Source organism: Saccharothrix stipae (assembly GCF_054781895.1).
Genome location: NZ_BAAGTN010000018.1, coordinates 141,642 through 163,071, shown reverse-complemented (window position 1 = coordinate 163,071; position 21,430 = coordinate 141,642). Strand labels below are relative to the sequence as shown.

19 protein-coding genes are annotated in these 21,430 nt (G+C 72.5%); 5 read left to right on the top strand and 14 right to left on the bottom strand.

What is annotated here, in order from left to right; all coding sequences use genetic code 11:
• Positions 1 to 98 precede the first annotated feature (98 nt).
• From ACYVLT_RS34160 to ACYVLT_RS34150, 3 genes are read right to left on the bottom strand one after another with little or no spacing between them, the layout of a single operon-like run.
• On the bottom strand, positions 99 to 635 hold the full coding sequence (locus ACYVLT_RS34160; protein ID WP_461124287.1) for a DinB family protein: 537 nt from the start codon (positions 633 to 635) through the stop codon (positions 99 to 101).
• A 4-nt stretch (positions 636 to 639) separates the two neighbouring features.
• Positions 640 to 1,797, bottom strand: a complete 1,158-nt coding sequence (locus ACYVLT_RS34155; RefSeq protein ID WP_461124286.1) for a flavin monoamine oxidase family protein — start codon at positions 1,795 to 1,797, stop codon at positions 640 to 642.
• A gap of 24 nt (positions 1,798 to 1,821) precedes the next feature.
• Positions 1,822 to 2,856, bottom strand: coding sequence for an alcohol dehydrogenase catalytic domain-containing protein (locus ACYVLT_RS34150; protein ID WP_461124285.1), 1,035 nt, complete (start codon positions 2,854 to 2,856; stop codon positions 1,822 to 1,824).
• A 118-nt stretch (positions 2,857 to 2,974) separates the two neighbouring features.
• On the opposite strand from ACYVLT_RS34150, the gene ACYVLT_RS34145 reads away from it, so the two are divergent.
• Positions 2,975 to 3,868, top strand: a complete 894-nt coding sequence (locus ACYVLT_RS34145) for a LysR family transcriptional regulator (RefSeq protein ID WP_461124284.1) — start codon at positions 2,975 to 2,977, stop codon at positions 3,866 to 3,868.
• Between the two features lie 130 nt (positions 3,869 to 3,998).
• Here ACYVLT_RS34145 and ACYVLT_RS34140 read toward each other — a convergent pair whose 3' ends face one another.
• The 4 genes from ACYVLT_RS34140 to ACYVLT_RS34125 form a co-directional block, all read right to left on the bottom strand.
• Positions 3,999 to 4,985, bottom strand: coding sequence for an ABC transporter permease subunit (locus tag ACYVLT_RS34140; protein WP_461124283.1), 987 nt, complete (start codon positions 4,983 to 4,985; stop codon positions 3,999 to 4,001).
• On the bottom strand, positions 4,982 to 5,890 hold the full coding sequence (locus ACYVLT_RS34135) for an ABC transporter ATP-binding protein (protein WP_461124282.1): 909 nt from the start codon (positions 5,888 to 5,890) through the stop codon (positions 4,982 to 4,984). Before ACYVLT_RS34135 ends, ACYVLT_RS34140 begins: the two co-directional genes overlap by 4 nt.
• A complete protein-coding gene (locus tag ACYVLT_RS34130) occupies positions 5,887 to 6,282 on the bottom strand; it encodes a GntR family transcriptional regulator (protein ID WP_461124281.1) in 396 nt (131 codons plus the stop codon). The genes ACYVLT_RS34135 and ACYVLT_RS34130 overlap by 4 nt, the downstream gene beginning before the upstream one ends.
• Positions 6,283 to 6,424: 142 nt before the next feature.
• A complete protein-coding gene (locus tag ACYVLT_RS34125) occupies positions 6,425 to 7,138 on the bottom strand; it encodes a GbsR/MarR family transcriptional regulator (RefSeq protein WP_461124280.1) in 714 nt (237 codons plus the stop codon).
• A gap of 228 nt (positions 7,139 to 7,366) precedes the next feature.
• Here ACYVLT_RS34125 and ACYVLT_RS34120 point away from each other — a divergent pair, with 228 nt between their 5' ends.
• The gene (locus ACYVLT_RS34120) at positions 7,367 to 8,554 is read left to right on the top strand and encodes a cytochrome P450 (RefSeq protein ID WP_461124279.1); all 1,188 of its coding nucleotides are present in this window, start codon (positions 7,367 to 7,369) and stop codon (positions 8,552 to 8,554) included.
• A 245-nt stretch (positions 8,555 to 8,799) separates the two neighbouring features.
• Positions 8,800 to 9,813, top strand: a complete 1,014-nt coding sequence (locus ACYVLT_RS34115) for a TerC family protein (protein ID WP_461124356.1) — start codon at positions 8,800 to 8,802, stop codon at positions 9,811 to 9,813.
• 70 nt (positions 9,814 to 9,883) lie between these two features.
• Here ACYVLT_RS34115 and ACYVLT_RS34110 read toward each other — a convergent pair whose 3' ends face one another.
• The 7 genes from ACYVLT_RS34110 to ACYVLT_RS34080 form a co-directional block, all read right to left on the bottom strand.
• Positions 9,884 to 11,902 carry a serine hydrolase gene (locus ACYVLT_RS34110; protein ID WP_461124278.1) on the bottom strand — a complete coding sequence of 673 codons (2,019 nt, stop codon included), beginning with the start codon at positions 11,900 to 11,902 and terminating at the stop codon, positions 9,884 to 9,886.
• 4 nt (positions 11,903 to 11,906) lie between these two features.
• Positions 11,907 to 13,691: a glycoside hydrolase family 3 protein gene (locus ACYVLT_RS34105; RefSeq protein WP_461124277.1), complete on the bottom strand. Its 1,785-nt coding sequence runs from the start codon at positions 13,689 to 13,691 to the stop codon at positions 11,907 to 11,909.
• A gap of 115 nt (positions 13,692 to 13,806) precedes the next feature.
• Positions 13,807 to 15,531 carry an ABC transporter ATP-binding protein gene (locus ACYVLT_RS34100; RefSeq protein ID WP_461124276.1) on the bottom strand — a complete coding sequence of 575 codons (1,725 nt, stop codon included), beginning with the start codon at positions 15,529 to 15,531 and terminating at the stop codon, positions 13,807 to 13,809.
• Entirely contained in the window at positions 15,528 to 15,974 is a 447-nt protein-coding gene (locus tag ACYVLT_RS34095) for a lasso peptide biosynthesis B2 protein (protein ID WP_461124275.1), read from the bottom strand. The genes ACYVLT_RS34100 and ACYVLT_RS34095 overlap by 4 nt, the downstream gene beginning before the upstream one ends.
• On the bottom strand, positions 15,971 to 16,228 hold the full coding sequence (locus ACYVLT_RS34090) for a lasso peptide biosynthesis PqqD family chaperone (RefSeq protein ID WP_461124274.1): 258 nt from the start codon (positions 16,226 to 16,228) through the stop codon (positions 15,971 to 15,973). Before ACYVLT_RS34090 ends, ACYVLT_RS34095 begins: the two co-directional genes overlap by 4 nt.
• A 12-nt stretch (positions 16,229 to 16,240) precedes the next feature.
• Positions 16,241 to 18,073, bottom strand: a complete 1,833-nt coding sequence (locus tag ACYVLT_RS34085) for a lasso peptide isopeptide bond-forming cyclase (protein ID WP_461124273.1) — start codon at positions 18,071 to 18,073, stop codon at positions 16,241 to 16,243.
• Positions 18,074 to 18,084: 11 nt separating this feature from the next.
• Positions 18,085 to 18,201, bottom strand: coding sequence for a keywimysin-related RiPP (locus ACYVLT_RS34080; RefSeq protein ID WP_461124272.1), 117 nt, complete (start codon positions 18,199 to 18,201; stop codon positions 18,085 to 18,087).
• 263 nt (positions 18,202 to 18,464) lie between these two features.
• On the opposite strand from ACYVLT_RS34080, the gene ACYVLT_RS34075 reads away from it, so the two are divergent.
• Positions 18,465 to 19,331 (top strand): GNAT family N-acetyltransferase, encoded by an 867-nt coding sequence (locus tag ACYVLT_RS34075; RefSeq protein WP_461124271.1) that lies wholly within the window; start codon positions 18,465 to 18,467, stop codon positions 19,329 to 19,331.
• A gap of 496 nt (positions 19,332 to 19,827) precedes the next feature.
• Positions 19,828 to 21,408, top strand: coding sequence for a glycosyl hydrolase 53 family protein (locus ACYVLT_RS34070; RefSeq protein ID WP_461124270.1), 1,581 nt, complete (start codon positions 19,828 to 19,830; stop codon positions 21,406 to 21,408).
• Positions 21,409 to 21,430: the final 22 nt, after the last annotated feature.

Sequence of the window (21,430 nt, the reverse complement as noted above, 5' to 3'; positions counted from 1 at the left end):
TGCTGCCCTTGCGGACTGTCCACGAGGGCGAAACGGGCGAACGGCCGTGCGTCGACCGATCACCCGACGACCGGCCGCGGCCCGCCGGGTCGATCGGCTCACCCGGCGAGGGGGTTGAGGACGAGGTACCCGTCCAGGCGGGCGACCCGGCCGGTGTCCGGGTCGGGCGGGAGGGCGTGGCCGAGGTCGTTGGCGCGGACCTCGCCGATCCACTGGTCGTGCTGGTACTCGTGGTTGACCAGGGCGACCAGGAGGTGGGTGGCGACGACGGTGAGCTGCTCCGGGGCGGCGACGCGGCCGGTGGCGATGGCGTTCATCCGGGCGTGCACGCGTTCGGCGACGGTGTCGCGGAACCGGGTGAGCCGCTGGATGGTGGGCAGCGCGCCACGGAACCGCTCGGGTTGCGCGGAGTCCATCAGCGCGTCCAGCTCGGGGTCGGGGCTCGGCTCGGCCGCGGTGAGGTTGCGGATCATGAAGTGGGCGACGTGGGCCTGGTGGCCGAGGTGCCAGCCGATGGCGCTGGAGTCCTCGCTCGGCCGCCAGGTCACCTCGTCCGGGCTGAGGTCCCGCCAGAGCTCGTCGGTGTAGGCGCGGGCGTGGTCGTACTCGCGCAGCAGTGCTTCGACCTCGTACATGTGATCACCTGGGTGTGGTGGGAGCGGGGTCCGGGGCGGAACGGGCGCTCAGGACCGCGTGGGCGGCGCGCTGCCCGCCGGCGATGGCGCCTTCGAGGTGGCCGGTGTAGTCGGTGGTCTCCGTGGACGCCCAGTGGAGCCGTCCGGCCAGCGCGGGCTGCCGGTACCGGGGGTGGCCGAAGAGGCTGTAGTTGTTCAGTCGGTGCACGTCCGGTGGCGAGGTCCAGGGCTCGGTGCTCCAGTCGTGGACGTGCAGGGCGCTGGGGCGGGCCGCCGCCGGACCGAACAGCTCGGTGAGCTGCTCGATGACGGCCTGCCGGAAGGCGGGGCCCGTGGAGGTGGTGGTGGCGGTCGCGGTGGCGAACCCGAACAGCGCCGCCGGGCGGCCGAAGGGACCGGACATGTCGTGGAGTTCCTGGAGGGGACCGGTGTAGCTGAAGGCCGCACCGGCCAGGCCGTCGTGGCGCCAGAACGCGTCCGGGTAGACGGCGATGACCTTGACGACGGCGCCCATCCACACGGGGGTGGCGCGGGCCAGGCCGACGAGGTCGGTCGGCAGCGCGTCGCCGAAGTCGATGCGGGCCAGGGCCAGGGCGGGCGGCACGGCCAGGACGACGTGGCCCGCCACGTGGGTCGTGCCGGCGGTCTCGACGGCCAGGCCGCCGGTGGTGGCGCGGATCGCCGTCACGGGGGTGTTCAGGCGCAGTGCGCCGGCGGGCAGGGTGGCCGCGAGTGCGTCGGTCAGGGCATCGGCGCCCGCGGTGTAGCGGTGGGCGGGGCCGTCGATGGGGTTGCCCTGCAACCGGTGGGTGCCCTTGGCGTCCTGGAAGATCGCGCTGCCCGCCGTGTGCTGCGCGAAGGTGTCGAGACCGAGACGGGCGACGAGGTCCTGCACCCGCTGCTCGCCGTCCCAGAACCAGGTGGCCCCCAGGTCGAGCGCGTTCTCCCCGTCGGCGCCGGTGCTGCCGGGGTGGGTGCCGTCGGGGTGGGTGCGGTCGGGGTGGGTGCGGTCGGCGCGGATGCTGAGGAGGCGGCCGCCGGGGCGGTCGCGGGCCTCCAGGCACAGGACGTCGCACCCGGCGTCGGCCAGGGTGGCGGCCGCGGCCAGTCCCGAGGCTCCCGCCCCGACCACCACGACGGGCCGGTCGTCGGCGTGCGGCATGTGCGACTCCATCTCGTGTCCGGGTCAGGCGTTCGGGAGCAGGACCATGCGGAACCGGGCTCGGCCCGCCTGCTGGGTCTTCAGGGCCTCGCCCACCTGGTCCAGCGGCACGGTTCGCACGTGTGGCCGGACGCCGGCCGCCAGCGCGAAGCGCATGGCCTGCTCGGTGTCGGTCGGGTTGCCGGTCAGGTGGCCGGTGACGCCGCGGGCGTGCATGACCAGGTCGCCCAGCGGCAGTCGCACCGGGGTGCCGTCGAAGCCGACGACGGTGAGGCGGCCGTGCGGCGCCAACCCGGTGACGAGCCCGGCCAACGGCTCGCTGCTCGACGCGGTGGACAGGATCAGCCGGCACCCGCTCAGGTCGCGCAGTGCTCGCCCGGCCTCCTCGCGGGAGGCGTCGACGTAGTGGTGCGCGCCCAGCTCGGTGGCCGCCCGCCGCTTCTCCTCGCCCCGTGCGACGGCCACCGTCTCGAAGCCCATGGCCGCGGCGAACTGCACCGCCAGGTGCCCGAGACCACCGACACCCACCACGGCGACGCGATCACCCGGCTCGGCGCCGCCGTCCCGCAGCGCGGTGAACGTGGTCACCCCGGCGCAGCCGAAGGGCGCGGCCTCCGCCGAGGTGAGCCCTTCCGGGATGTGGATCAGGGCGTCGACCGGGACGGTGATGGTGGACGCCCAGCCGCCGGGGTAGGACAGGCCGGGGATCCGGCGTCGCGGGCAGTGGACCACGTCGCCCGACCGGCAGGCCGGGCACGAGCCGCAGCTGCCGCCGAACCAACCGACACCCGCCCGTTCACCGATCTCCCAGCCGCGCACGCACGGTCCCAGTTCGGCGATCACGCCGGCCACCTCGTGGCCCGGGGTGACGGGGAACCCGTTCGCCGGGGAGGAGGCCGCGACCGTGCCCGCGTCGGCTCCGCAGATCCCCGACGCGACGACGTCCAGCCGCACCTCGCCCGGTCCGGGCTCGCGCACCTCGACCGGCGCGAGGAGCACCGGCCCACCCGGCTCCACCACCTGCGCGGCCCGGTGGGCCGGGCGGCGATCCTGGGACAAGACGATCACTCCTGACGGTCAACGCACGAGGGCGACCGTAGAACCGTCCACCCGAACGCGGTAGAGGCTCCCGCTGAATGCCCCTATAGTCGGCCGTTATGACCGAGGTGGGTGCGGGATGAACATCGAGGGGCTGCGCTACGCGCTGGCGGTGTCGCGGACGAAGTCCTTCAGCGCCGCGGCGCGGGACTACGGCGTCACCCAACCCGCGCTGTCGAACGGCGTGGCGAGGCTGGAGGAGGAGCTCGGCGTCAAGCTCTTCGACCGCTCACCGCGCGGCGTCCAACCCACCGCCCAGGGCGCGCGCGTCCTGCCCCTGATCGACCGGGCACTGGCGGCGTTGGACTCGGTCGTGGTCGAGGCGCGCCGGCTGGCCCGACCGGCGACCGGCACCATCCGCATGGGCGTCTCGCCGCTGATCGGGTCCGACCTGGTGGCCTGCGCCTTCGACGCCGCCCGGCGCCTGTCCCACCCGCGTGACCTGGTGCTGCGGGAATCGGACCTCGACCTGCTGCGCGCGGCGTTGCAGGCGGGCGAACTCGACGTCCTGCTGGTCCCCGCGGTCGAGGCCATGCCCGCCTACCGCCACCGGGTCATCGCCAGCGAGCCCATGGTCGTCGTCGACCCGGCCGCCGCCCCCGGCGCGGACGGGCCGCTGGAACTGGGCGCCGCCGCCGACGCCGACTACATCCTCGTCCCCGACACCTGCGGCCTGACCACGTTCACCACCCGGCTCTTCCACAGCAACGACCTGGCGCTGCGCACCTACCCCGGCGAGGCGGCCAGCCACCGCGTGCTGGACGAGTGGGCGGGCCTGGGCGTGGGCGCGGCCCTGCTGCCCCGCTCCAAGATCACCCGTCGGCACGCCAGCTGTCGCCCCCTGGTCCGAGGGGGCAACCCCGTGGAGATCTCCTACGAGGCCGTCTGGTCCCGCGAGAACCACTTCGCCGCCGACCTGGAGGAGTTCGTGGACTTCCTCGCCGACGCCGCCGCGGTGGCCTCGCCCTCGTGATAACGGTTGGCTATAGCCGCGGCACCGGTGGTCCGGCAACTCCCGGAGCCGGCCGAGCGGCGGACGGGCACCCGTGGCGCACCCCCGGCCGCAGCTGCGACGTCCGTCGGCAGGGCGCGGTCGCGCACGCTCAGAAGACGCGGCGTTTGATCCGCCACACGACGAGTGCGAGCAGGGCTGCCGCGAGGCCGGCGAAGACGCTCGCCTCGACGAGTTGGAACGTCCAGAAGCGATCGGCCGGTTGGTACGTGACCCACTGCTGGACACCGCGCTCGTGCAGGTACGCGCTGAACTCCACCCCGGCACGTCGGGCCGCGACGTCCATCTCCACGGCCTCGTAGACCGAGAGGTGCCGGCCCGACGGATCCGCGTAGCCGGACGCCACGATCCAGTCGTGGCGGTCGCCGGTCGACATCCGGGAACCTCCCGGGTCGAGGGTGACGTCGTCGGCGGCCACGCGTTGCACGGTGGTCTCCGGCGCCTGGAAGTTCGGGCGCAGCCAACCCGCCACGACGAAGCGGACGGCGAGGTAGACGCCGAGCGCGACCGCGAACGCGGGCAGGCTGCGCCGCAGCAACGCGCCGGCCACCGTGGCGGCGGCGAACGCGAACAGCGCGTACCCCGCCGGAACGAGCCCTTCCAGGTCGAACGCGTCGGCCGAGAACCGGTCGCCCAGGACGTCCAACGGCTGCCGGTACCACGTGATCGCCGCCGAGAGCGCGATGGCGAGCGTCGCGGTGAGCGCGCCGAGGGCACCCAGCTTGACGGCCAGCCAGCGCATCCTCGGCACCGCCTGGGTCCAGGCGAACTGCCAGGTGCCCGCTTCCAGTTCGCGGGCCACCAGCGGTGCGCCGAGGAACGCGCCGATCAGGAACGGCACCAGGTTGAACAAGGTGAGCAGCTTGGACGTGTACCCGTGCTCCTCGTTCAACCGCCTGAGGGCGGTCGAGCACGCGTCGGTGGCGTCGGTCAGGCCGCCCGCGCAGGCCGCCGCGCCGTCGGGGAACAGGGAGCGCATCGACAACCCGGCCACGAGCAGGAAGAGTCCGATCGCCGCGACCAGCAGGCCCAGGGTGAACACTTCGGCGCGGTGCTGCCGCCAGGTCAGCCACGTCATGCCGGCACCTCCGAGACGGTCGTGGCCTCGACGTCGTGCCGGGTGGGGCGGCGCAGGTAGGCCAGCACCAGGCTCTCCAGCCCGATCGGATCGGCCTGCCAGCCGGGCGCGGTCGGCGCGCTGCCGCCGTCGCGCACCAGCAGCGTGGTGTGCCGGTCGCTGTGGGAGGCCTCGACGACCGTGCCCGCCTTGTCGAGATCGGCGGTGGTGCGCGGACCGACGAGCAGCCGGTGCTCGCTCAACAGCGTCTCGATGTCCCCGTCGAGCGTGACCCGGCTGTGGTTGAGCACGACCAGGTGGTCGCAGACGCGTTCCAGTTCGGGCACGACGTGTGAGGAGAACAGGACGGTCATGCCGTCGGCGGCGACCGCGCCCATCAGGGCCTGGAGGAATTCGAGTCGGGCCACCGGGTCGAGGCTCGCCATCGGCTCGTCCAGGACGAGCATGTCGGGCCGCTTGGCCAGCGCCAGTGCCAGCGCCACCTGGGCTTGTTGGCCGCCGGAGAGCGCACCGGCCTTGCGGTCCAGCGGGATGTCCAACCGCGCCAACCGCCGTTCGGCGAGGCGCTGGTCGAAGCGGAGGTTGCAGGCGCGGCCCATGCGGAGCAGTTCGGCGACGGTGAAGTGCTTGTAGAGCGGGTGGTCCTGGGCCAGGAAACCCACGCGGGACAGCACCTGCGGGGTGTTGGTGGCCGGCGACTGGCCGAGCACCTCCACGGTGCCGGTCGTCGGCGCGAGCAACCCCACCACCAAGCGCAGCAGCGTGCTCTTGCCCGCGCCGTTGGGACCCACGAGCGCGGTCACCCGGCCGGTCGGCACGGCCAGGGTGCAGTCGCGCAGGGCCCAGGCCCGGCGGTAGCGCTTGCCCAGACCGTCGGTCCGGAGTGCGTACTGCGTCGTTGTCATGCGATGTTCTCATTCTTCGCTCGGTTGACGACAGCGGTGAAGAGCGCGTTGACCGCCTGCTCGTCCAGCCCGGCGGCGTGGGCCCGGTTCAACCAGGTCTCCAGGCCACGCCGCAACGAGGTGTAGGTCGCGGCGGACATCCCCGCCGTCGGCGCCTCGTTGACGAACGTGCCCTGCCCCGGGCGTCCGGTGACGAGGTCCTCCTGCTCCAACTGCCGGTAGGCCTTGGCGACCGTGTTCGGGTTGATCGCCAGCGCCTCGGCCACCTCGCGGATCAACGGCAGCCGGTCGCCCTGCCGCAGGAAGCCCAGCAGCACGGCTTGCCGCACCTGCTGGACGAGTTGGAGGTACGGCGGCACGCCCGAGCGGCTGTCGATCCGGAAGACGAACATGAACCCTCCTACTGCTTTACTAGGGCAATAGTAAAGCAGTAAAGATCGCACTCGGGCAACCCGGCCGGGCCGGTACCCCCGCGAGGTGATCAGGAGTGTCGGGCCACCTTCGAGGTGTGGCTCGACGCCCGAGCGCCGACCGTCAGCGGGCCCGGCGTGCCGCCTGTTCCCGGCGCATGTGCTCGGCGGTGCGCACGAGGTTGTCGTGGAGGTGTTCCAGGAACTCGCCGACGTCCTGGAGGCGCCGGCCCGCGGACGTGGTGGGGCCGAGGGCCTCGGCCCCCTCGCGGACGGTCCGGGCCATCAGCGCGTTCCTGGCGGCGGTGGCGAGCATCGCGCGGTACCAGGTGTCGTCGTCCATGTGGTACCGGTCCCGTCGGCTGCCGCCGTCACGTCGTCGGGTGACCAGCTGCTGCCCCTCCAGGTAGCGGATGGCCGTCGAGATCGACGCGGGGCTGACCCGCAGCCGCGCGACCAGGTCGGCGGCGGTGAGGCTGCCGGAGTCGGTGGTGAACAGGCAACCGAGCACCCTGGCCGTCAGCCGCGGCAGTCCCTCGTCGACGAGCGCGGCGGTCAACTGCTCCTCGACCGCGCGCACGGCCGCCGAGTCGCGGGCCGGCTCGATCGGCGGTGCGGTGGCGGCCCGGCTCGGTGCGCGGCGACGCGCTCGCCGCCGGGTCGCCAGCTCCGCCTGGTGCGGTCGGTACCCGGACGGGCCGCCGTTGCGGGCGATCTCGCGCGTGACGGTCGAGGTGGGCCGGTCGAGGCGCTTGGCGATCTCGGCGTAGGTGAGCCCGTCGGCCAACCCGGCCGCGATGTCCTGGCGGTCCCGCGCGGTGAGCCTGGCTCCGGGCACGGCATCCCACCTCCTCGTCGGCCACTGCCGGGAGTATGCGTTCAGGCCTGGGTCATTGCAACGACCTCGACGATCCTGTTGCGTTCGGTCTCAGTCCCGTTGCAATTGTTTCGACGTCTCCAGCTCGGAAAACGGGGTCGGCTCCCGATTCGTCGGTTGCGCGTGTTCCGAGCGCAACCCTAGCGTTCGACCCATCCTGAAGATCAGGTGCGACCGGGGGAGCAGCGAATGACCGAGATCCTGACCGGACTGCCCACGACCCGCCCCGCGGGCCGTCCGTTCGACCCCGCCGAAGGGCTGTCACGGCTGGGGCCGTTGACCCGGATGGTGTTCCCCGACGGGCACGAGGGGTGGCTCGTCACCGGACACCGGGTAGGACGGGCGGTGATGGCCGATCCCCGGTTCAGCTCCCGGTACGAGCTGATGCACTCACCCCAGCCCAGGGCCGCCGTGGCCGACGGGCAGCGGTTCCCGCCCGCCGTGCCCGGCGACTTCATCGGCATGGACCCGCCGCGGCACACCCGCTACCGCAAGCTGCTCACCGGCAAGTTCACCGTCCGCCGGATGCGGCTGCTCACCGAACGGATCGAGCAGATCGCCGCCGACCACCTCGACGCCATGCAGCGCCAGGGCCCGCCGGTGGACCTGGTCGAGGCCTACGCGCAACCCCTGCCGGCGTTGACGATCTGCGAGCTGCTCGGCGTTCCCTACGACGAACGGGACTTCTTCCTCAAGCACACCGCGACGTTGAACGACCTCGACGCCACCCAGGAAGAGAACGTCGCGGCGATGAACGGGCTCGGCGGCATGCTGTACGGCCTGGTCCTGGCCAAGCGCGCCGAACCGACCGACGACCTGCTCGGCGACCTGACCACGACCGACCTCACCGACGAGGAGCTCGCCGCCGTCGCCGCGCTGCTGCTGGGCGCCGGTCTGGACACCACCGCGAACATGATCGGGCTCGGCACGTTCGCCCTGCTGAGCCACCCCGACCAGCTGGCCGCGCTGCGCGACGACCCGGGCCTGACCGACAAGGCCGTCGAGGAGCTGTTGCGCTACCTGACCATCACGCCCACCGGGGTGCGCACCGCGCTGGCGGACGTCGAAATCGACGGCCAGGTGATCAAGGCCGGTGAGACGGTCGCCCTGGCGGTGAACGCCGCCAACCGCGACCCCGAGGTCTTCCCCGACCCCGACCGGCTCGACCTGCGGCGCTCGGCCACCGGGCACGTCGCGTTCGGGCACGGCATCCACCAGTGCCTCGGCCAGCAGCTCGCCCGGGTCGAGCTGCGGGTGGCGTTCCCCGCGCTGCTGGCCCGGTTCCCCGGCCTGCGGCTCGCCGTGCCGCCCGACGCCGTGCCGTTGCGCGACAACCAGGACATCTACGGCGTGCACAGCCTGCCGGTGGCGTGGTGACACCTCGACCGTCCGTTGTGGACCGTCGCCTGACCGGATCGCCACAGCGGCGTTCGTCGTTCATTCCACGGAGGTGTCTGATCACGGTAAACTGTGGTCGTTAGGGGAGGGGAGTACTCCTTCGCGGCCATGTCGTCACCACGAACCCCCACGGGTTCCGGTGTGGTCGGTCCGGGTCCGTCCGGGCGGAGAAGACCTCCGGCAGACGCGTCGACGCCTTGTCGGAGGAACCCGTGCCACCACCCATGTCCGTGCCCGCCTGGCTGTGGGCGGCGACCATCGCCGGTCTGGTCGTCCTGATCCTCGCCGACCTGGTCGTCGTCGGCCGCAAGCCCCACGAGGTCGGTGCGCGGGAAGCCGCCAGGTGGGTGGCCTTCTACGTCGGTTGCGCCGTCGCGTTCGGCGTGGGTGTCTGGATCGCCGGTGGCGGTGACCAGGCCGCGAGCTTCGCCACCGGGTACCTGACCGAGTACTCGCTGAGCGTCGACAACCTGTTCATCTTCATGATCATCATGGCGAACTTCGCCGTGCCCGTCGTGCACCAGCACCGGGTGCTCCTCATCGGCATCGTGATGGCGCTGGTGATGCGCGGGTTCTTCATCGCGGTCGGCGCGGAGGCGGTCAAGCAGTTCAGCTGGATCTTCTGGCTGTTCGGCGGGATCCTGATCTACACCGCGGTGAAGTTCGCGTTCAGCGGCCAGGGCGAGCAGGAGTACGACGCCGACGGCGGGCTCGTGCGGCTGGTCCGCAAGCTCTTCCCGGTGACCGACGAGTACCACGGCGCCCGGCTGACGGTCCGGCAGGACGGCCGCCGCCTGCTCACGCCGATGTTCATCGTGGTCGTCGCCATCGGCGGCGCCGACCTCGTCTTCGCGGTCGACTCCATCCCGGCGATCTTCGGCATCACGCAGGACGCGTACCTGGTCTTCGCCGCCAACGCGTTCGCGCTGATGGGACTGCGGCAGCTCTACTTCCTGCTGGGCGGGCTCGCGGAGAAGCTCGTCTACCTGTCCTACGGCCTGGCGGTCATCCTCGGCTTCATCGGTGTGAAGCTGGTGCTGCACGCCCTGCACGAGAACGAGTTGCCGTTCATCAACGGCGGTCGGCACCTCACCGGGATCCCCGAGATCGACAACTGGGTCTCGCTCGGCGTCATCGTCTCGGTGCTGGCCGTCACCACGGTGGTGAGCTTGCTGAAGACCCGGCGCGACCGACTGGCGGCCGCGCCGGCCCGCGACGCCGATCCGTTGGAGGGCTGATTCGCCGACGGGCAGGGCTACCCCCACCGAGGACCTGACGGCCGACCGCATCCGGGGCGGCTGGTGCGGGTCAGTGGTCCGGGATGGCACGGGCCAGGTGGTCGGCCACGGCGTGGCGGTGGGGGTTGGTCGGCGGACCGGCCGCGGTCGGGTGGACCCGGTTGGTCAGCAGCAGCACGAAGGAGCGGCTCTCCGGTTCGATGACCAGGGACGTTCCGGTGTAACCGGTGTGGCCCGCGGTGTACGGGGTGCTCAGCATGCCCATGAAGGCCGGCTTGCCGAGGTCCAGGCCGAGGCCTCGGTCGGCGCCCGGGATGGCGGCGTTCCAGTTCTTCGTCATCGCCCGCACGCTCTCGGGGCGCAGGATGCGCCGGTCGCCGTAGCGGCCGCCGTTGAGCAGCATCTGCGCGAAGACGGCCAGGTCCCGGGCGGTGCCGAAGAGGCCGGCGTGCCCCGCGGTTCCGCCCAGGTACCAGGAGGTCGAGTCGTGCACCTCGCCCCAGATCAGGCCGCGCGTGCCGCCTTGGTACTGGGTGGGAGCGATGCGTGGCCGCAGGTCGGCCGGCGGGGTGTACATCGTGTCGTGCAGGCCGAGTGGTTCGGTGATCTCCGCGGCGACCAGCTCCGGCAGGGATCGGTTCGCGACGCGTTCGACGATCTTGCCCACGACGATGAGGCTCAGGTCGGAGTAGACGTAGCGGGTGCCCGGCGGCGCTCGCGGTGCCACGGCGTAGACGGCGGCCAGTCGTCGGTCGATGGTGGGGTACGAGCCGAGCGCCAAGCCGGCGGGCAGACCGGCGGTGTGGGTCAGCAGTTGCCGCACGGTGACGTCCTGCTTGTCGTTCTCGCCGAACTCCGGCAGGTAGCGGGCGGCGGGCGCGTCCAGGTCGATCAGGCCGCGCTCCACCAACCGCAGCGCGACCGCGGTGGTGAACAGCTTCGACAAGGACGCCAGGTCGAAGATGGTGTCCTCGCGCATCGGGATGCGCTGATCAGGCGGTAGCTCCGTGCCGTCGGGCCCGTGGCGCAGCGCATCGCCCACGGCGGCGTGCTCGGCGATCACACCGTTGCGCGCGACCAGGACGACACCGCCGGGGAAGGCGGGCGGGGTCGACCGCACGCCCGCCTCCACGGTCGGCACCAGTCGGTCCACGTGCTCGGTGAGCAGGCCGGCCTGGCGGGGCGTGCCGTCGCGGAGCCTTTGGTAGGGCAGCGGCCCGTCCCAGGGAGACCCGCGTCGTCGGGAGATCGTCAGGTCGGCCACGACCGGCAGGTGGTCGGACGCGCCGGTGGTGATCACCCGGGTGTCGCGCACTCGCGCCGGGTACGCGGCGGTGACGTAGTCGATGCGCTTGGTGGGCGCCTGCGCCGGGTAGGTCGCGCCGGGGGAGGACGGGTCGGTCATCGCCCACGCGTCGACCAGTTCCGCCCACAGGGGCGCCAGTTCCGGTGCGTCCGGGACCGCGTTGAAGTCACCGAGCAGCACCCTCGCCTCGCCCCGGTCCTCGGCCATGACGCGGAGCATGTCCGCGACCTGTGCCTGTCGCACGGCCGGGTCGGTGCGGTAGTCGAGGTGCGTGTTGTAGACGTGGACGCGCTCGCCGCGCACGTCCAGCACGACCTCCGGGAAACCCGGCGCCGGCCGCGGGGTCGGGTCGGGTACCTGCGTGGACAGCCTGGTGATCCAGTGGTTCTCCGCCGCGACGACGCGGTGGCGGCTGAGCACCGCCAGGCCGAACTGCCGCCTCGGCTCGCCCGGCGCCAGGGGCTCCAGGTCGTAGATGGGCGCGAAGTAGACGTCCATGTCGAGCGCGGCCGCGAGTTCCGCCGCCTGGTCGCGCCACTCGCTGCGCGCCATCCAGTGGACGTCGACCTCCTGGAGGCCCACCACGTCGGCGCCGGCAGCCTCGATCTCGGCGGCCACGCGGGCCTGGTCGAGCCGGCCGTCCACGCCCACTCCGGAGTGGATGTTGTAGGACATCACGGTCAACGGCGCCGAGGATCGCCCCTCGTGCGCCGCCGCGGGCGCGCTCGTGACGAGCAGGCCGCAGGCGGCGGCGGTCAGCAGTCGGCGGACGGCCTCGCGCATCGGTTCAGCCCTCCCAGGTCAGGCCGTGGCCGAACGGGTGCAGCACGGTCGAGGGGTCGCCCGCCGCCGGGATGGTGACGGGCAGCTTCCCGGCCGGTGCGCGCTCCCCGTACAGCACTCGCACGGCCGACTCGACCGAGACTTCGGTGTAGGAGTAGGTGGCGAGGTAGGTCCGGGCGTCGGGGAAGTGCGCGATGTCGTACGGGTCGCGGACCGCGATGACGACCACCGGCCGGCCGGTGGCCAGCAGCGCCTCGACCAGGTTCTGCTGCCCGGTGTCGGCCCACGCCTTGTTCGTGGTGACGATCGTCAGGTCGGCGCCGCCCGCTCCGGCGACGGCCCGGTCGATCGTCGCCTGGTTCGGGTTGGCGCCGGTGGTGAGGGACGTCGCCGACGCGGAACGCCGGCCGACGGCGGTGGCGAGTCGTTGCGGCACCGGATCCGCCGTCGTGCCCCAACCGGTGGTGAAGACGGAGGCGGGACGGGTGCGCAGGGGTAGGGTTTCGTCGGCGTTGCGGACGAGTGTGGTGGTGCGGTCGGTGATCCGCTGCGCGATCTGCTCGTTGCGCTCGGTGCCGACGACCTCCGGCAGCCGGGCGGGATCGACGAACCGGTCGCCGAACAACCCGCGCCCGGCCTTCATGCGCAGGATCCGGCGGACGGACCGGTCGATGCGGTCCTCGGCGAGTTCGCCGTCGCGCACCGCGGTCAGCACCGCGTGGAACGCGAGGTCGATGTCCGGCGGCATCAGCAGCTGGTCGACACCCGCCTTGAGGGCCAGCACGGGCACGCGGTCGTCGCCGTACTTCTGCCGGACGCCGGCCATCCCGAGCGAGTCGGTGATCACCACGCCGTCGTAGCCGAGCTCGTCGCGCAGGATGCCGGTCATGATCGGTTCGGAGAGGGTGGCCGGATCGCCGGACGGGTCGAGCGCGGGCACCACGATGTGCGCGGTCATGATCGAGTCGACGCCGGCGGCGATCGCGCGGCGGAACGGCGGCAGGTCCAGCCGCTCCCACTCCGACCGGCTGTGCCCGATCACCGGGATGCCGGTGTGGCTGTCCACGGCGGTGTCGCCGTGGCCCGGGAAGTGCTTGGCGGTGGCCGAGACGCCGCCCCGTTGGTAGCCACGCACCTGCGCGTGCACCAGCCGGGCGACGAGCCCGGGGTCCTCGGCGAAGGAACGGACCCCGATGACCGGGTTGAGGGCGTTGACGTTGACGTCCGCGACCGGGGCGAAGTCCTGGTTGACGCCCATCGCGCGCAGCTCGCGGCCGGCGATCTCGGCCGCGGTGCCCGCCGACGCCGGGTCGCGGGCGGCGCCCAGCGCCATGTTGCCGGGGAACAGCGTGGCCGGCGCGCCGATCCGCGACACCACGCCGTGCTCCTGGTCGGTGCTCACCAGCACGGGGATCGCGGACACCCGCTGGATGCCGTTGGACAACTCGGCGACCTGTGCCGGGTTGGCGGTGTTGCCGGACCACGCGAAGTAGACGATGCCGCCGAGGTGGTACTTCTCGATGAGCTGCCGGGCGTTGTCCACGCCGTGCTGACGCCGGTTCGCGGCCACCGAGGCGGGGTCGGACGTGTCGACCGTGGCCCCGTAGGCGTAGGTGACGAACAGCTGGCCGACCTTCTCCTCCAGGGACATGCGGCTCAGCAGGTCGGTCACCGGGTCGGTCGGCCGGGACTCGGCCGAGGCCGCGGCGGTGGTCGCGGTCGGGGCGGAGGCGACCAGCAGGGCGGCCGCGACGGCGAGCACCCGACGTCCGTTGAACAGTTTCCTCATCTGCACTCCCGCAGTGGGAAATTCACTGATCTGTCGGAATGTACGCAGGTGGCGCCGCGGTCGGGATCGGCCGTTCGGTGGCATTGGCCGGACGCGCGATCCGCCGGTCGCGGCGTCACGTGGCGAGTCGCCGGTACAACTCGCTGTCGCACAGCAACTGCGCGGGCGTGCCCCGGGCCACCACCCGGCCACCGTCGAGCAGCACGACGCGGTCCGCGTTGCGGAGGGTCGACGGCCGGTGCGCGATGACCAGGAGCGCGCACTCGGCGGTGATGCGGGCGACGGTGTCGGCCAGGACCGACTCGGTCACCGCGTCCAGCTGCGAGGTCGGTTCGTCCAGCAGCAACAGCGAGGGCCTGGTGAGCAGCGCGCGGGCCAGCGCGACCCGCTGGCGCTCCCCGCCGGACAGCGTGCACCCGCGGTCGCCGACCTCGGAGTCCAGCCCGGCGGGCAGGCGTTCGAGGAGGTCGCCGAGGTTCGCGAGGCGCACGACGCGGTCGACCTCGGCCTCGTCGGCGTCCGGTGTCGCGTAGACGATGTTCTCCCGCAGCGTGCCGTGCAGCACGGGGGTGTCCTGCTCCACGAACGCGAGTCGTGCCCGGCACTGCGTCCGGCTCAGCTCCCGCACGTCGCGGCCTTCGAGCAGGATCGAGCCGTCCTGCGGGTCGTAGAAGCGCTCGGCCAGCGCCAGGACCGTGGACTTGCCCTCCCCGGACCGGCCCGCGAGCGCGACCAGGGAGCGCGGCGGCACCTCGAAGGACACGCCGCGCAGCACCGCGCGGTCCCGGTACCGGAACCGCACGTCCCGGAACTCCAGCACGGCGGTCGTCGGACGCGGCGGCACCGGCCCGGGAACGGTCTCGCGGTGCTCCTCGACGGGCAGGGCCAGGACCTCCCACACGCGCTGCAACGCGCCCATGCCCCGCTGGATGGTGCCGACCGCGTGGAACACCGCTGCCAGCGGCACGGCGAGGTAGCTCGCGTACAGCAGGAACGCCACCAGATCACCCAGCGAGGCGGCGTCACGTGCGACGCGGACGCCACCCACCAGCAACACCAGCAACAGCGTCCCGTTGGCCGCGAGTTCGACGGCGGGCTCGGCGACGCAGGCCAGCCTCGCGGTGCGCACCCCGGAGTGGTAGGCGGCGTCGGCCTGCCCGCCGATGCGCTCGGTCTCCCGCTGCTCCGCACGGCTGGCCCGCACGGTGCGGATGGCCCCGAGGGCGCGGTCGAGGTCGGCGGCCATCGCGCCGACGCCGGCCTGGGTGCGCTCGCTGGCCGCCCGCATCCCCCGCAACGCGCCCACCACGAGCAGGGCACCGACCACGACGGTCACGGACACCAGCACGAACAGCGTGACGTCGAGCCACACCATCACGACGACGATCGCGACCGTCGTGAGGGCGCCGGTGACCAGGTCCACGAAGGACTGGGCGACCACGTCGCGCAGCACGGTCGTGTCGGCGCCGGTCCGCGACACCAGGTCGCCGATCCGGCGTTCGTCGTAGACCGCCATGGGCAGCCGCAGCAGGTGCCCGATCATCGACCGGCGCAACCCGAGCACGATGCCCTCGCCCGTGCGTTCCAGCAGGAACCGGCCGAAGGCGCCCAAGAGCGCCTGGGTGACGAACAACGCGCCGAGCACGGTCGCGAGCCCCCACGCCGTTCGGCCGGCGCCCGCCTCGGTGATGGCCTCCCGCGCGACCAGCGGTTGCGCCAGGCCCAGGACCGCACCCGCCACCGTGAGCAGCACGGCGATCAGCACGGCTCGCCGGTGGCCGCGCACGAGCCCGAGCAGATCCCTGACCCGCGCGCCCGGCGCGTCGGGCCCGCGGCTCATCCGGCGGACCGCCCCGGTGCGACCGGTGGCACGTCGATGAGGTGGATGAAGTAGTCGGCGGGCAGTTGTTCGTCCACCATCCGGCCGTCGGCCTCGACCCAGGCGTGCGCCGCGAACGGCGGCTTCCTGCGCGCGCCCGTGCACCACGTCGGCCAGGTGCCTGCCATGCGGCACAGCAACGCGGTCGCCAGGGAGCGCGGCAGGCACCCCTGCGGTCCGGCGCACGCGAGGCTGATCGCGAGGACCGCGTCACGCGCCTGCTTGGCCTGCGCGTAGGTGGCGGGTCGGGCTCGGCGGCGCAGCACGGTGAGCACCTGCCGGATGCGCGCGGGCGACAACCGCGCGATCGGACGGGCCGCCGCGACCGCCATGCGTGCGGCCACCCGTCGTGACCAGGCGATCTCCTCGCGGCGAGGCCGGATGACGGCGCCCGGTGTGGTCACGGGGTCACCAGGCCGGCCGCGCGCAGGCCGTCGAGCAACGTCGCGACGTCCTGCCTGGCCTGCGGTTCGGCCACGTCGAACTGCTCGGTCAGCGCCCGCACCACCTCGGCGGGCGTGCGGCCGGCCATGAGCAGGCGCACCACCTCCGCGGCGGTCGGGTTGAGCTGCCAGTAGTGGCCGGTGCGCTCGTCGAGCAGCACGGTGCCGTACTCGGTGTCCGCGGTGGAGACGGACTCCCGGATCCGCAGCGTCATGCCGATCTCCTTTCAGGCGGACGTGGTGGAGCGCGCCAGGACGCGCAGCCAGACCTCGCAGCCGATGGTCGGGTAGAGGGTCGCCCGGCGCAGGTCCGGTGTGTCGGGCCGGACGGCGAGCGCCTTGAGCCGGTCGGCGTCGACCAGTCCGGACGCCGCCAGGCGCGAGTCCTCCCACAGCGCGAGCAGGTCGCCGCGGTGCTCGCGCAAGCCCTCGGCGGCGTCGAGTTCGGCCTGGGCCTTGCTGGTGCGCGCCAGGCACTCGTCGGGGACGACACCCCGCATCGCCGCCTTGAGCACGGGTTTGTAGGTCCACGGGGTGACCCGGTCCTCGGGCCGGACGGACAGGAAGGCCTCGATCACGCGGTCGTCCATGAACGGCGACGTGATGGGCAGCCCGGCGCGCGCGGAGATCTGCTCCCAGTGCCGGATGACGCGGTTGCTGCCGCGGATCTGCTCCACGTCGGCGTGCGGCCCTCTCGCCGGCCCCAGCGGTCGTGCCCGGGGTGCGGCGGCCAGCAGGGCCTCGCGCGCCAGGCCGACGGCCTTCTCCGTCACCCACGGGAAGACCCGCGGGGGAGTGCCCCAGCCCAGCCCGACCGCGGCGGCGTCGGCCATCGGTGACCGCAACCCGTCGGCGCAACCCGCCAGCCAGGCCCCGTAGGAGCGGTTGTCGACCAGCGCGCGGGCGATGTCCCGCCACGTCGAGTGCCACCACGAGCGGTACCCGCGCAGTCGGCGGAACGTGAAGAGCGGTCGGGTGCGCATCGACGTGTGGTGGTAGGCGTCCGAGCACCAGGCGACGTGGTCGCCGCCGATGCCGGTGAGGTGCAAACGCGCACCGGCGGAGGCGAGCCGGGGCAGGCGGGCCAGCAGCCGCGCGCGGTCGACCACCCCGATGGTGGGCTCGTCCACGACGTCGTCGACGTCCCGCAGTCCCGCGTACACCAACGGGGACTGGTCGGCGGGCTGGGTCACGTGCGCCACTCCGGGCAGGTGCGCGGCGGCGCGGCGCGCCCACACCAGGTCGTCGTCGGCCTCGTCCAGACCGGGCCAGGTGAACGCGATGACCCGGGCGTTGCCCCGGGCGGCGAGGAAGCACACCGACGTCGAGTCCAGGCCACCGGACAGGTCGCAGCTCACGACGCCGCCCCGGCGGGTGCGCGCGTCGACGGCCTCGGCGAGCGCCTCGCCCGCCGAGGCGGCCCCCTCGGCCAGGGACCGCGAAGGCTCGGGCGGGGACCACCAGCGTGACTCGCGGGTGCGGAGGCCGTCCGGCTCGACCACCAGGTAGTGGTCGGGCGCGACCGAACGCACCCCGCGCCACATCGGGGTGTCCCCCAAGGGGTGCGGCACGGGGAACAGCAGGCGGACCGCGACCTGCCGCTCGTCCAGTTCCGCACCGGCGAGCGCGGCCAGCAGGTCGGCCCGGTCCGCGACGACGGTCACGCCCGCGACGACGGCGTGGAACACCAACCGCATGCCGGAGGCGGCGCCCTGCACGCGCAGCCGCCCGTCCACCGAGGCCACGAGGTGGAAGCTGCCGGGCAGGCGGCGTGCCAACCGGTCCAGGTCGGTCACGTCCCGCACCCGCGCGGCCTCCCGGGTGAGTTCCGCCGCCGTCACCGGGCAGCACCCGATCACGGCCAGCCTGGTGCGCCCGGCCTCGGCCGCGGTGATCTCACCGCCGGGTCGGCGTGCGACCAGCCACGGTCGTCCCGAGGCGTGCGTGACGATCCGGTCGGCGGGGCTCCGGAACGGAGCCACGGCGAGGGCGCCGTCGCAGTCCGGCAGGACCGCGAAGCCGACCTCGCCGTGGCCCGGTGTGCCGGTCGGCGCCGACATCGAGCTCGGACTCACCAGTTCTTGCTGAGCAGGATGTGGTCGCGACCGCGGAACTGCAGCAGGCCGGTCGTCATCGCGAAGGCGCCGCAGTCGATCAGGAGGGGTGCCTCGTACACGCGCTTGGTCATCGTTCATCCCTTCTCGTGCAGATCGTTTCGGGGTGGTGCCGTCCGGTGCTCCCGTCGGCCGACGACGCGACCGCGTGCACGGGAGGGCGTCCACGTCTCATCATGTGACCTGCGGCGCCAACCGCGTTCCCCGTGCCGGTCAAACCACTCGTACGAGATTGGCGCCGTGCATGACCGGCGGCGGCGCACTCGAACCGGTGTTCGCGGATCGTGCCGGGGAAATCGGGTGCGGGCGCTCGGCGGGTTGGTGTGTGATCGGCGGCATGGCGATCGTGCTGGGGGAGCCGGGGGTCGACGGGCCGGACGCGGCTGCGGGCGTGCTGCGGGAGTGGCAGCACGAAGGTGCGCCGATGCAGCTGCACCCGGGAGACCTGGGCTGGTTCTGGCGGTTCGGCGCGGAGGCGACGGCCGCGGCGGTGCGGACGTGGAGCCGGGACGGGCGGGTCCTCGCCGTCGGGCTGCTGGACGGTCCGGGGCTGTTGCGGTTGACGATCGCGCCGGACGCCCGGCGGGACGAGGAGTTGGCGCGCCGACTGGTCGAGGACGTGACCGAGCCCGAACGCGGCGTGCTGCCGGCGGGGAGGGTGAACGTCGAGGCGCCGGGTGACGCACTGGTCCACGCCCTGCTGTCCGAGGCGGGCTGGCACGACGACGAGCCGTGGACGCCGCTGCACCGCGATCTCACCGGGCCGGTGCCGGACCCGGGCGTGCGGATCGAGGTGATCGGTCCGGAGCGCGCGACCGTGCGGGCCGCCGTGCAGCGGGCGTCGTTCGACGGGTCGACGTTCACCGAGGAGCGCTGGCACGCGATGGTGGCCGGATCGCCGTACGCCGACGCCCGGTGCCTGGTCGCCCACGACGACCGGGGCGAAGCGGTCGCGGCGGTGACGGTGTGGTCGGCCGGTCCGGGCAGGCCCGGGTTGCTCGAACCGATGGGCGTGCACCGGGACCATCGCGGTCACGGCTACGGCAAGGCGATCACCGTCGCCGCGGCCGCCGCGCTCCGGGAGCTGGGCTCGTCGAGCGCGATCGTCTGCACCCCGAGCTTCAACGTCGGCGCCGTCGCCACCTACCGGTCGGCCGGCTTCCGGCGACTACCCGAGGTCCGGGACAAGTGCCGCGACGCCTAGGGGATTTCCGGACCTCGGAGAGCATCGTCGCTCCTTCGGGTTGAAACGATCCAATCCTCGGTCAGACGTTATGAAGCTCATCGGTTCCTGTCAACCCTTCCGTCGCCCGCCGTACTTGCCGTCTCGATTGGCGCTCTTTCGAATCGTGGTCGAATGAATGTGTCGAACGAATTCCCCGTCGCCCTGGACCGGCTGCTCACGGCCGTTTCCGGCAGGGTGGGCCGCGGTGCCGTGGCGGCACTTCGGCATAAGGGCGTCGGAGACGCCGAGACTGCGCTGAATGGGTGATCTCGTGGGAGCGTGCACAGCGCTAACGGGCCATCTGCACGGTCTGGACCACTGACTTTGGTGTGTTTACATACGTGACGCATCCCGCTACTGTGCACGTTCACAGCGACCTGCGACCTCGCCCGGGCCCCGCCTGCCGCACCTTTCGAGGAAAGCCGCGCAATTAGTCCCTCCGACGAACGGAATCGCCATGCACAAATCAACGTTGATGCGTGCACTGCTGATCGCGACGACATCGGTCCTGGTCACGGGAGTCGCCGCGACCCCAATCCCGGCCGCCGCCAATGGTGCTCCGCGGCCGTTACCGGAGATTTCCTCGGCGACGACCGCACCGTCCGGTGCCGGTGCCGAGCCGACGGTCGACGAGACCGCCGCGACGAGTCGGCACGAGGCGGAGTCCGCACCGTCGGTGTGCGGTGGTGTCGTCGCCTCGAACCACTCCGGCTACTCCGGCGGCGGCTTCTGCGACACGTCCAACGCCGTCGGCAGCGCGGTCCGGTTCGAGGTGACCGCGACCGCCGCCGGCCAGGCCACGCTGTCCTTCCGCTACGCCAACGGCAGCGGCGCGAACCGGCCCGGCGACGTGGGTGTCAACGGGTCGGTGATCCAGCCCGGGGCGGCGTTCGAGGCCACCGGCGCGTGGACCACCTGGGTGACCAAGACCGTGACCGTGCGGCTGAACGCGGGGGACAACACCGTGCAGCTGGCCGCGACGACCGCCGCCGGCCTCGGGAACATCGACTACCTGGAGGTCACGACCGGCGACGTCGGGGACGGCTCGGTCATGCGGGGCGCGGACGTGTCGACGTTGCAGCGCGCCGTCGAGCTCGGCGCGAAGTACTACCACGCCAACGGCACGCAGGGCGATCCGTTGGACATCCTCAAGGCGGCCGGCGTCGACTACGTGCGGTTGAGGATCTGGAACGACCCGGTCAGCGGCTACAACAACAAGGCCAAGGTCCTGCGGTACGCGCAGGCGGTGAAGGCCAAGGGCCTGAAGCTGATGGTCGACTTCCACTACTCCGACACCTGGGCCGACCCCGGCAAGCAGTTCAAGCCCGCCGCCTGGGCGAACCACGGCGTCGGGCAGCTGCAAACCGACGTCTACGACTACACCTACGACGTGTGCGCCAGTCTCAAGGCGCAGGGCACCGTGCCGGACAGCGTGCAGATCGGCAACGAGATCAACACCGGCATGCTGTGGCCCGAGGGCCGGGTGGACAACAGCAACTTCACCAACCTGGGTCTGCTGCTCAAGGCCGGCTACAACGCGACCAAGGCGTGCAACCCCGGCACCCAGGTGGTCATCCACACCGCACGGGTCGAGAGCGGCGCGCGCTGGTTCTACGACGGCATCCGCGCCCAGGGCGTCCAGTGGGACGTCACCGCGCTGTCGTACTACTGCTACTGGCACGGCAGCATGTCCGGGATGGCCGGTGTCGTGTCGGACATGAAGTCGCGGTATGGCAAGCCGGTCATCCTCGCCGAGACCGCCTACCCGTACACCACGGCGAACCACGACGGCACCGCCAACATCATCACCGCCTCGCAGCCCTGCGCCGGCCACCCGGCCACACCCGCCGGGCAGCAGGCCAACTTCGCCGCCGTGCAGAACACCTCCCGCAACGCGGGCGCGACCGGCGTCTTCTACTGGGAACCCACCTGGCACGCCGTGCCCGGCAACGGCTGGGACCCCGCCGACATCGCCAACTCCGGCAACGGCTGGGAGAACCAGGCCGTCTTCGACCGCAACGGCCGGATCAACCCCAACATCCGCTGGCTCCCCTGACGACGCCACCGGATCTCACGAC

What these genes read in the sequence shown, in the direction of transcription:
- ACYVLT_RS34160 (WP_461124287.1), bottom strand. Translation starts at nt 635, where the DNA reads ATGTACGAGGTCGAAGCACTGCTGCGCGAGTACGACCACGCCCGCGCC.
- ACYVLT_RS34155 (WP_461124286.1), bottom strand. Translation starts at nt 1,797, where the DNA reads ATGCCGCACGCCGACGACCGGCCCGTCGTGGTGGTCGGGGCGGGAGCC.
- ACYVLT_RS34145 (WP_461124284.1), top strand. Translation starts at nt 2,975, where the DNA reads ATGAACATCGAGGGGCTGCGCTACGCGCTGGCGGTGTCGCGGACGAAG.
- ACYVLT_RS34140 (WP_461124283.1), bottom strand. Translation starts at nt 4,985, where the DNA reads ATGACGTGGCTGACCTGGCGGCAGCACCGCGCCGAAGTGTTCACCCTG.
- ACYVLT_RS34135 (WP_461124282.1), bottom strand. Translation starts at nt 5,890, where the DNA reads ATGACAACGACGCAGTACGCACTCCGGACCGACGGTCTGGGCAAGCGC.
- ACYVLT_RS34130 (WP_461124281.1), bottom strand. Translation starts at nt 6,282, where the DNA reads ATGTTCGTCTTCCGGATCGACAGCCGCTCGGGCGTGCCGCCGTACCTC.
- ACYVLT_RS34120 (WP_461124279.1), top strand. Translation starts at nt 7,367, where the DNA reads ATGACCGAGATCCTGACCGGACTGCCCACGACCCGCCCCGCGGGCCGT.
- ACYVLT_RS34115 (WP_461124356.1), top strand. Translation starts at nt 8,800, where the DNA reads ATGTCCGTGCCCGCCTGGCTGTGGGCGGCGACCATCGCCGGTCTGGTC.
- ACYVLT_RS34110 (WP_461124278.1), bottom strand. Translation starts at nt 11,902, where the DNA reads ATGCGCGAGGCCGTCCGCCGACTGCTGACCGCCGCCGCCTGCGGCCTG.
- ACYVLT_RS34105 (WP_461124277.1), bottom strand. Translation starts at nt 13,691, where the DNA reads ATGAGGAAACTGTTCAACGGACGTCGGGTGCTCGCCGTCGCGGCCGCC.
- ACYVLT_RS34100 (WP_461124276.1), bottom strand. Translation starts at nt 15,531, where the DNA reads ATGAGCCGCGGGCCCGACGCGCCGGGCGCGCGGGTCAGGGATCTGCTC.
- ACYVLT_RS34090 (WP_461124274.1), bottom strand. Translation starts at nt 16,228, where the DNA reads ATGACGCTGCGGATCCGGGAGTCCGTCTCCACCGCGGACACCGAGTAC.
- ACYVLT_RS34085 (WP_461124273.1), bottom strand. Translation starts at nt 18,073, where the DNA reads ATGTCGGCGCCGACCGGCACACCGGGCCACGGCGAGGTCGGCTTCGCG.
- ACYVLT_RS34080 (WP_461124272.1), bottom strand. Translation starts at nt 18,201, where the DNA reads ATGACCAAGCGCGTGTACGAGGCACCCCTCCTGATCGACTGCGGCGCC.
- ACYVLT_RS34075 (WP_461124271.1), top strand. Translation starts at nt 18,465, where the DNA reads ATGGCGATCGTGCTGGGGGAGCCGGGGGTCGACGGGCCGGACGCGGCT.
- ACYVLT_RS34070 (WP_461124270.1), top strand. Translation starts at nt 19,828, where the DNA reads ATGCGTGCACTGCTGATCGCGACGACATCGGTCCTGGTCACGGGAGTC.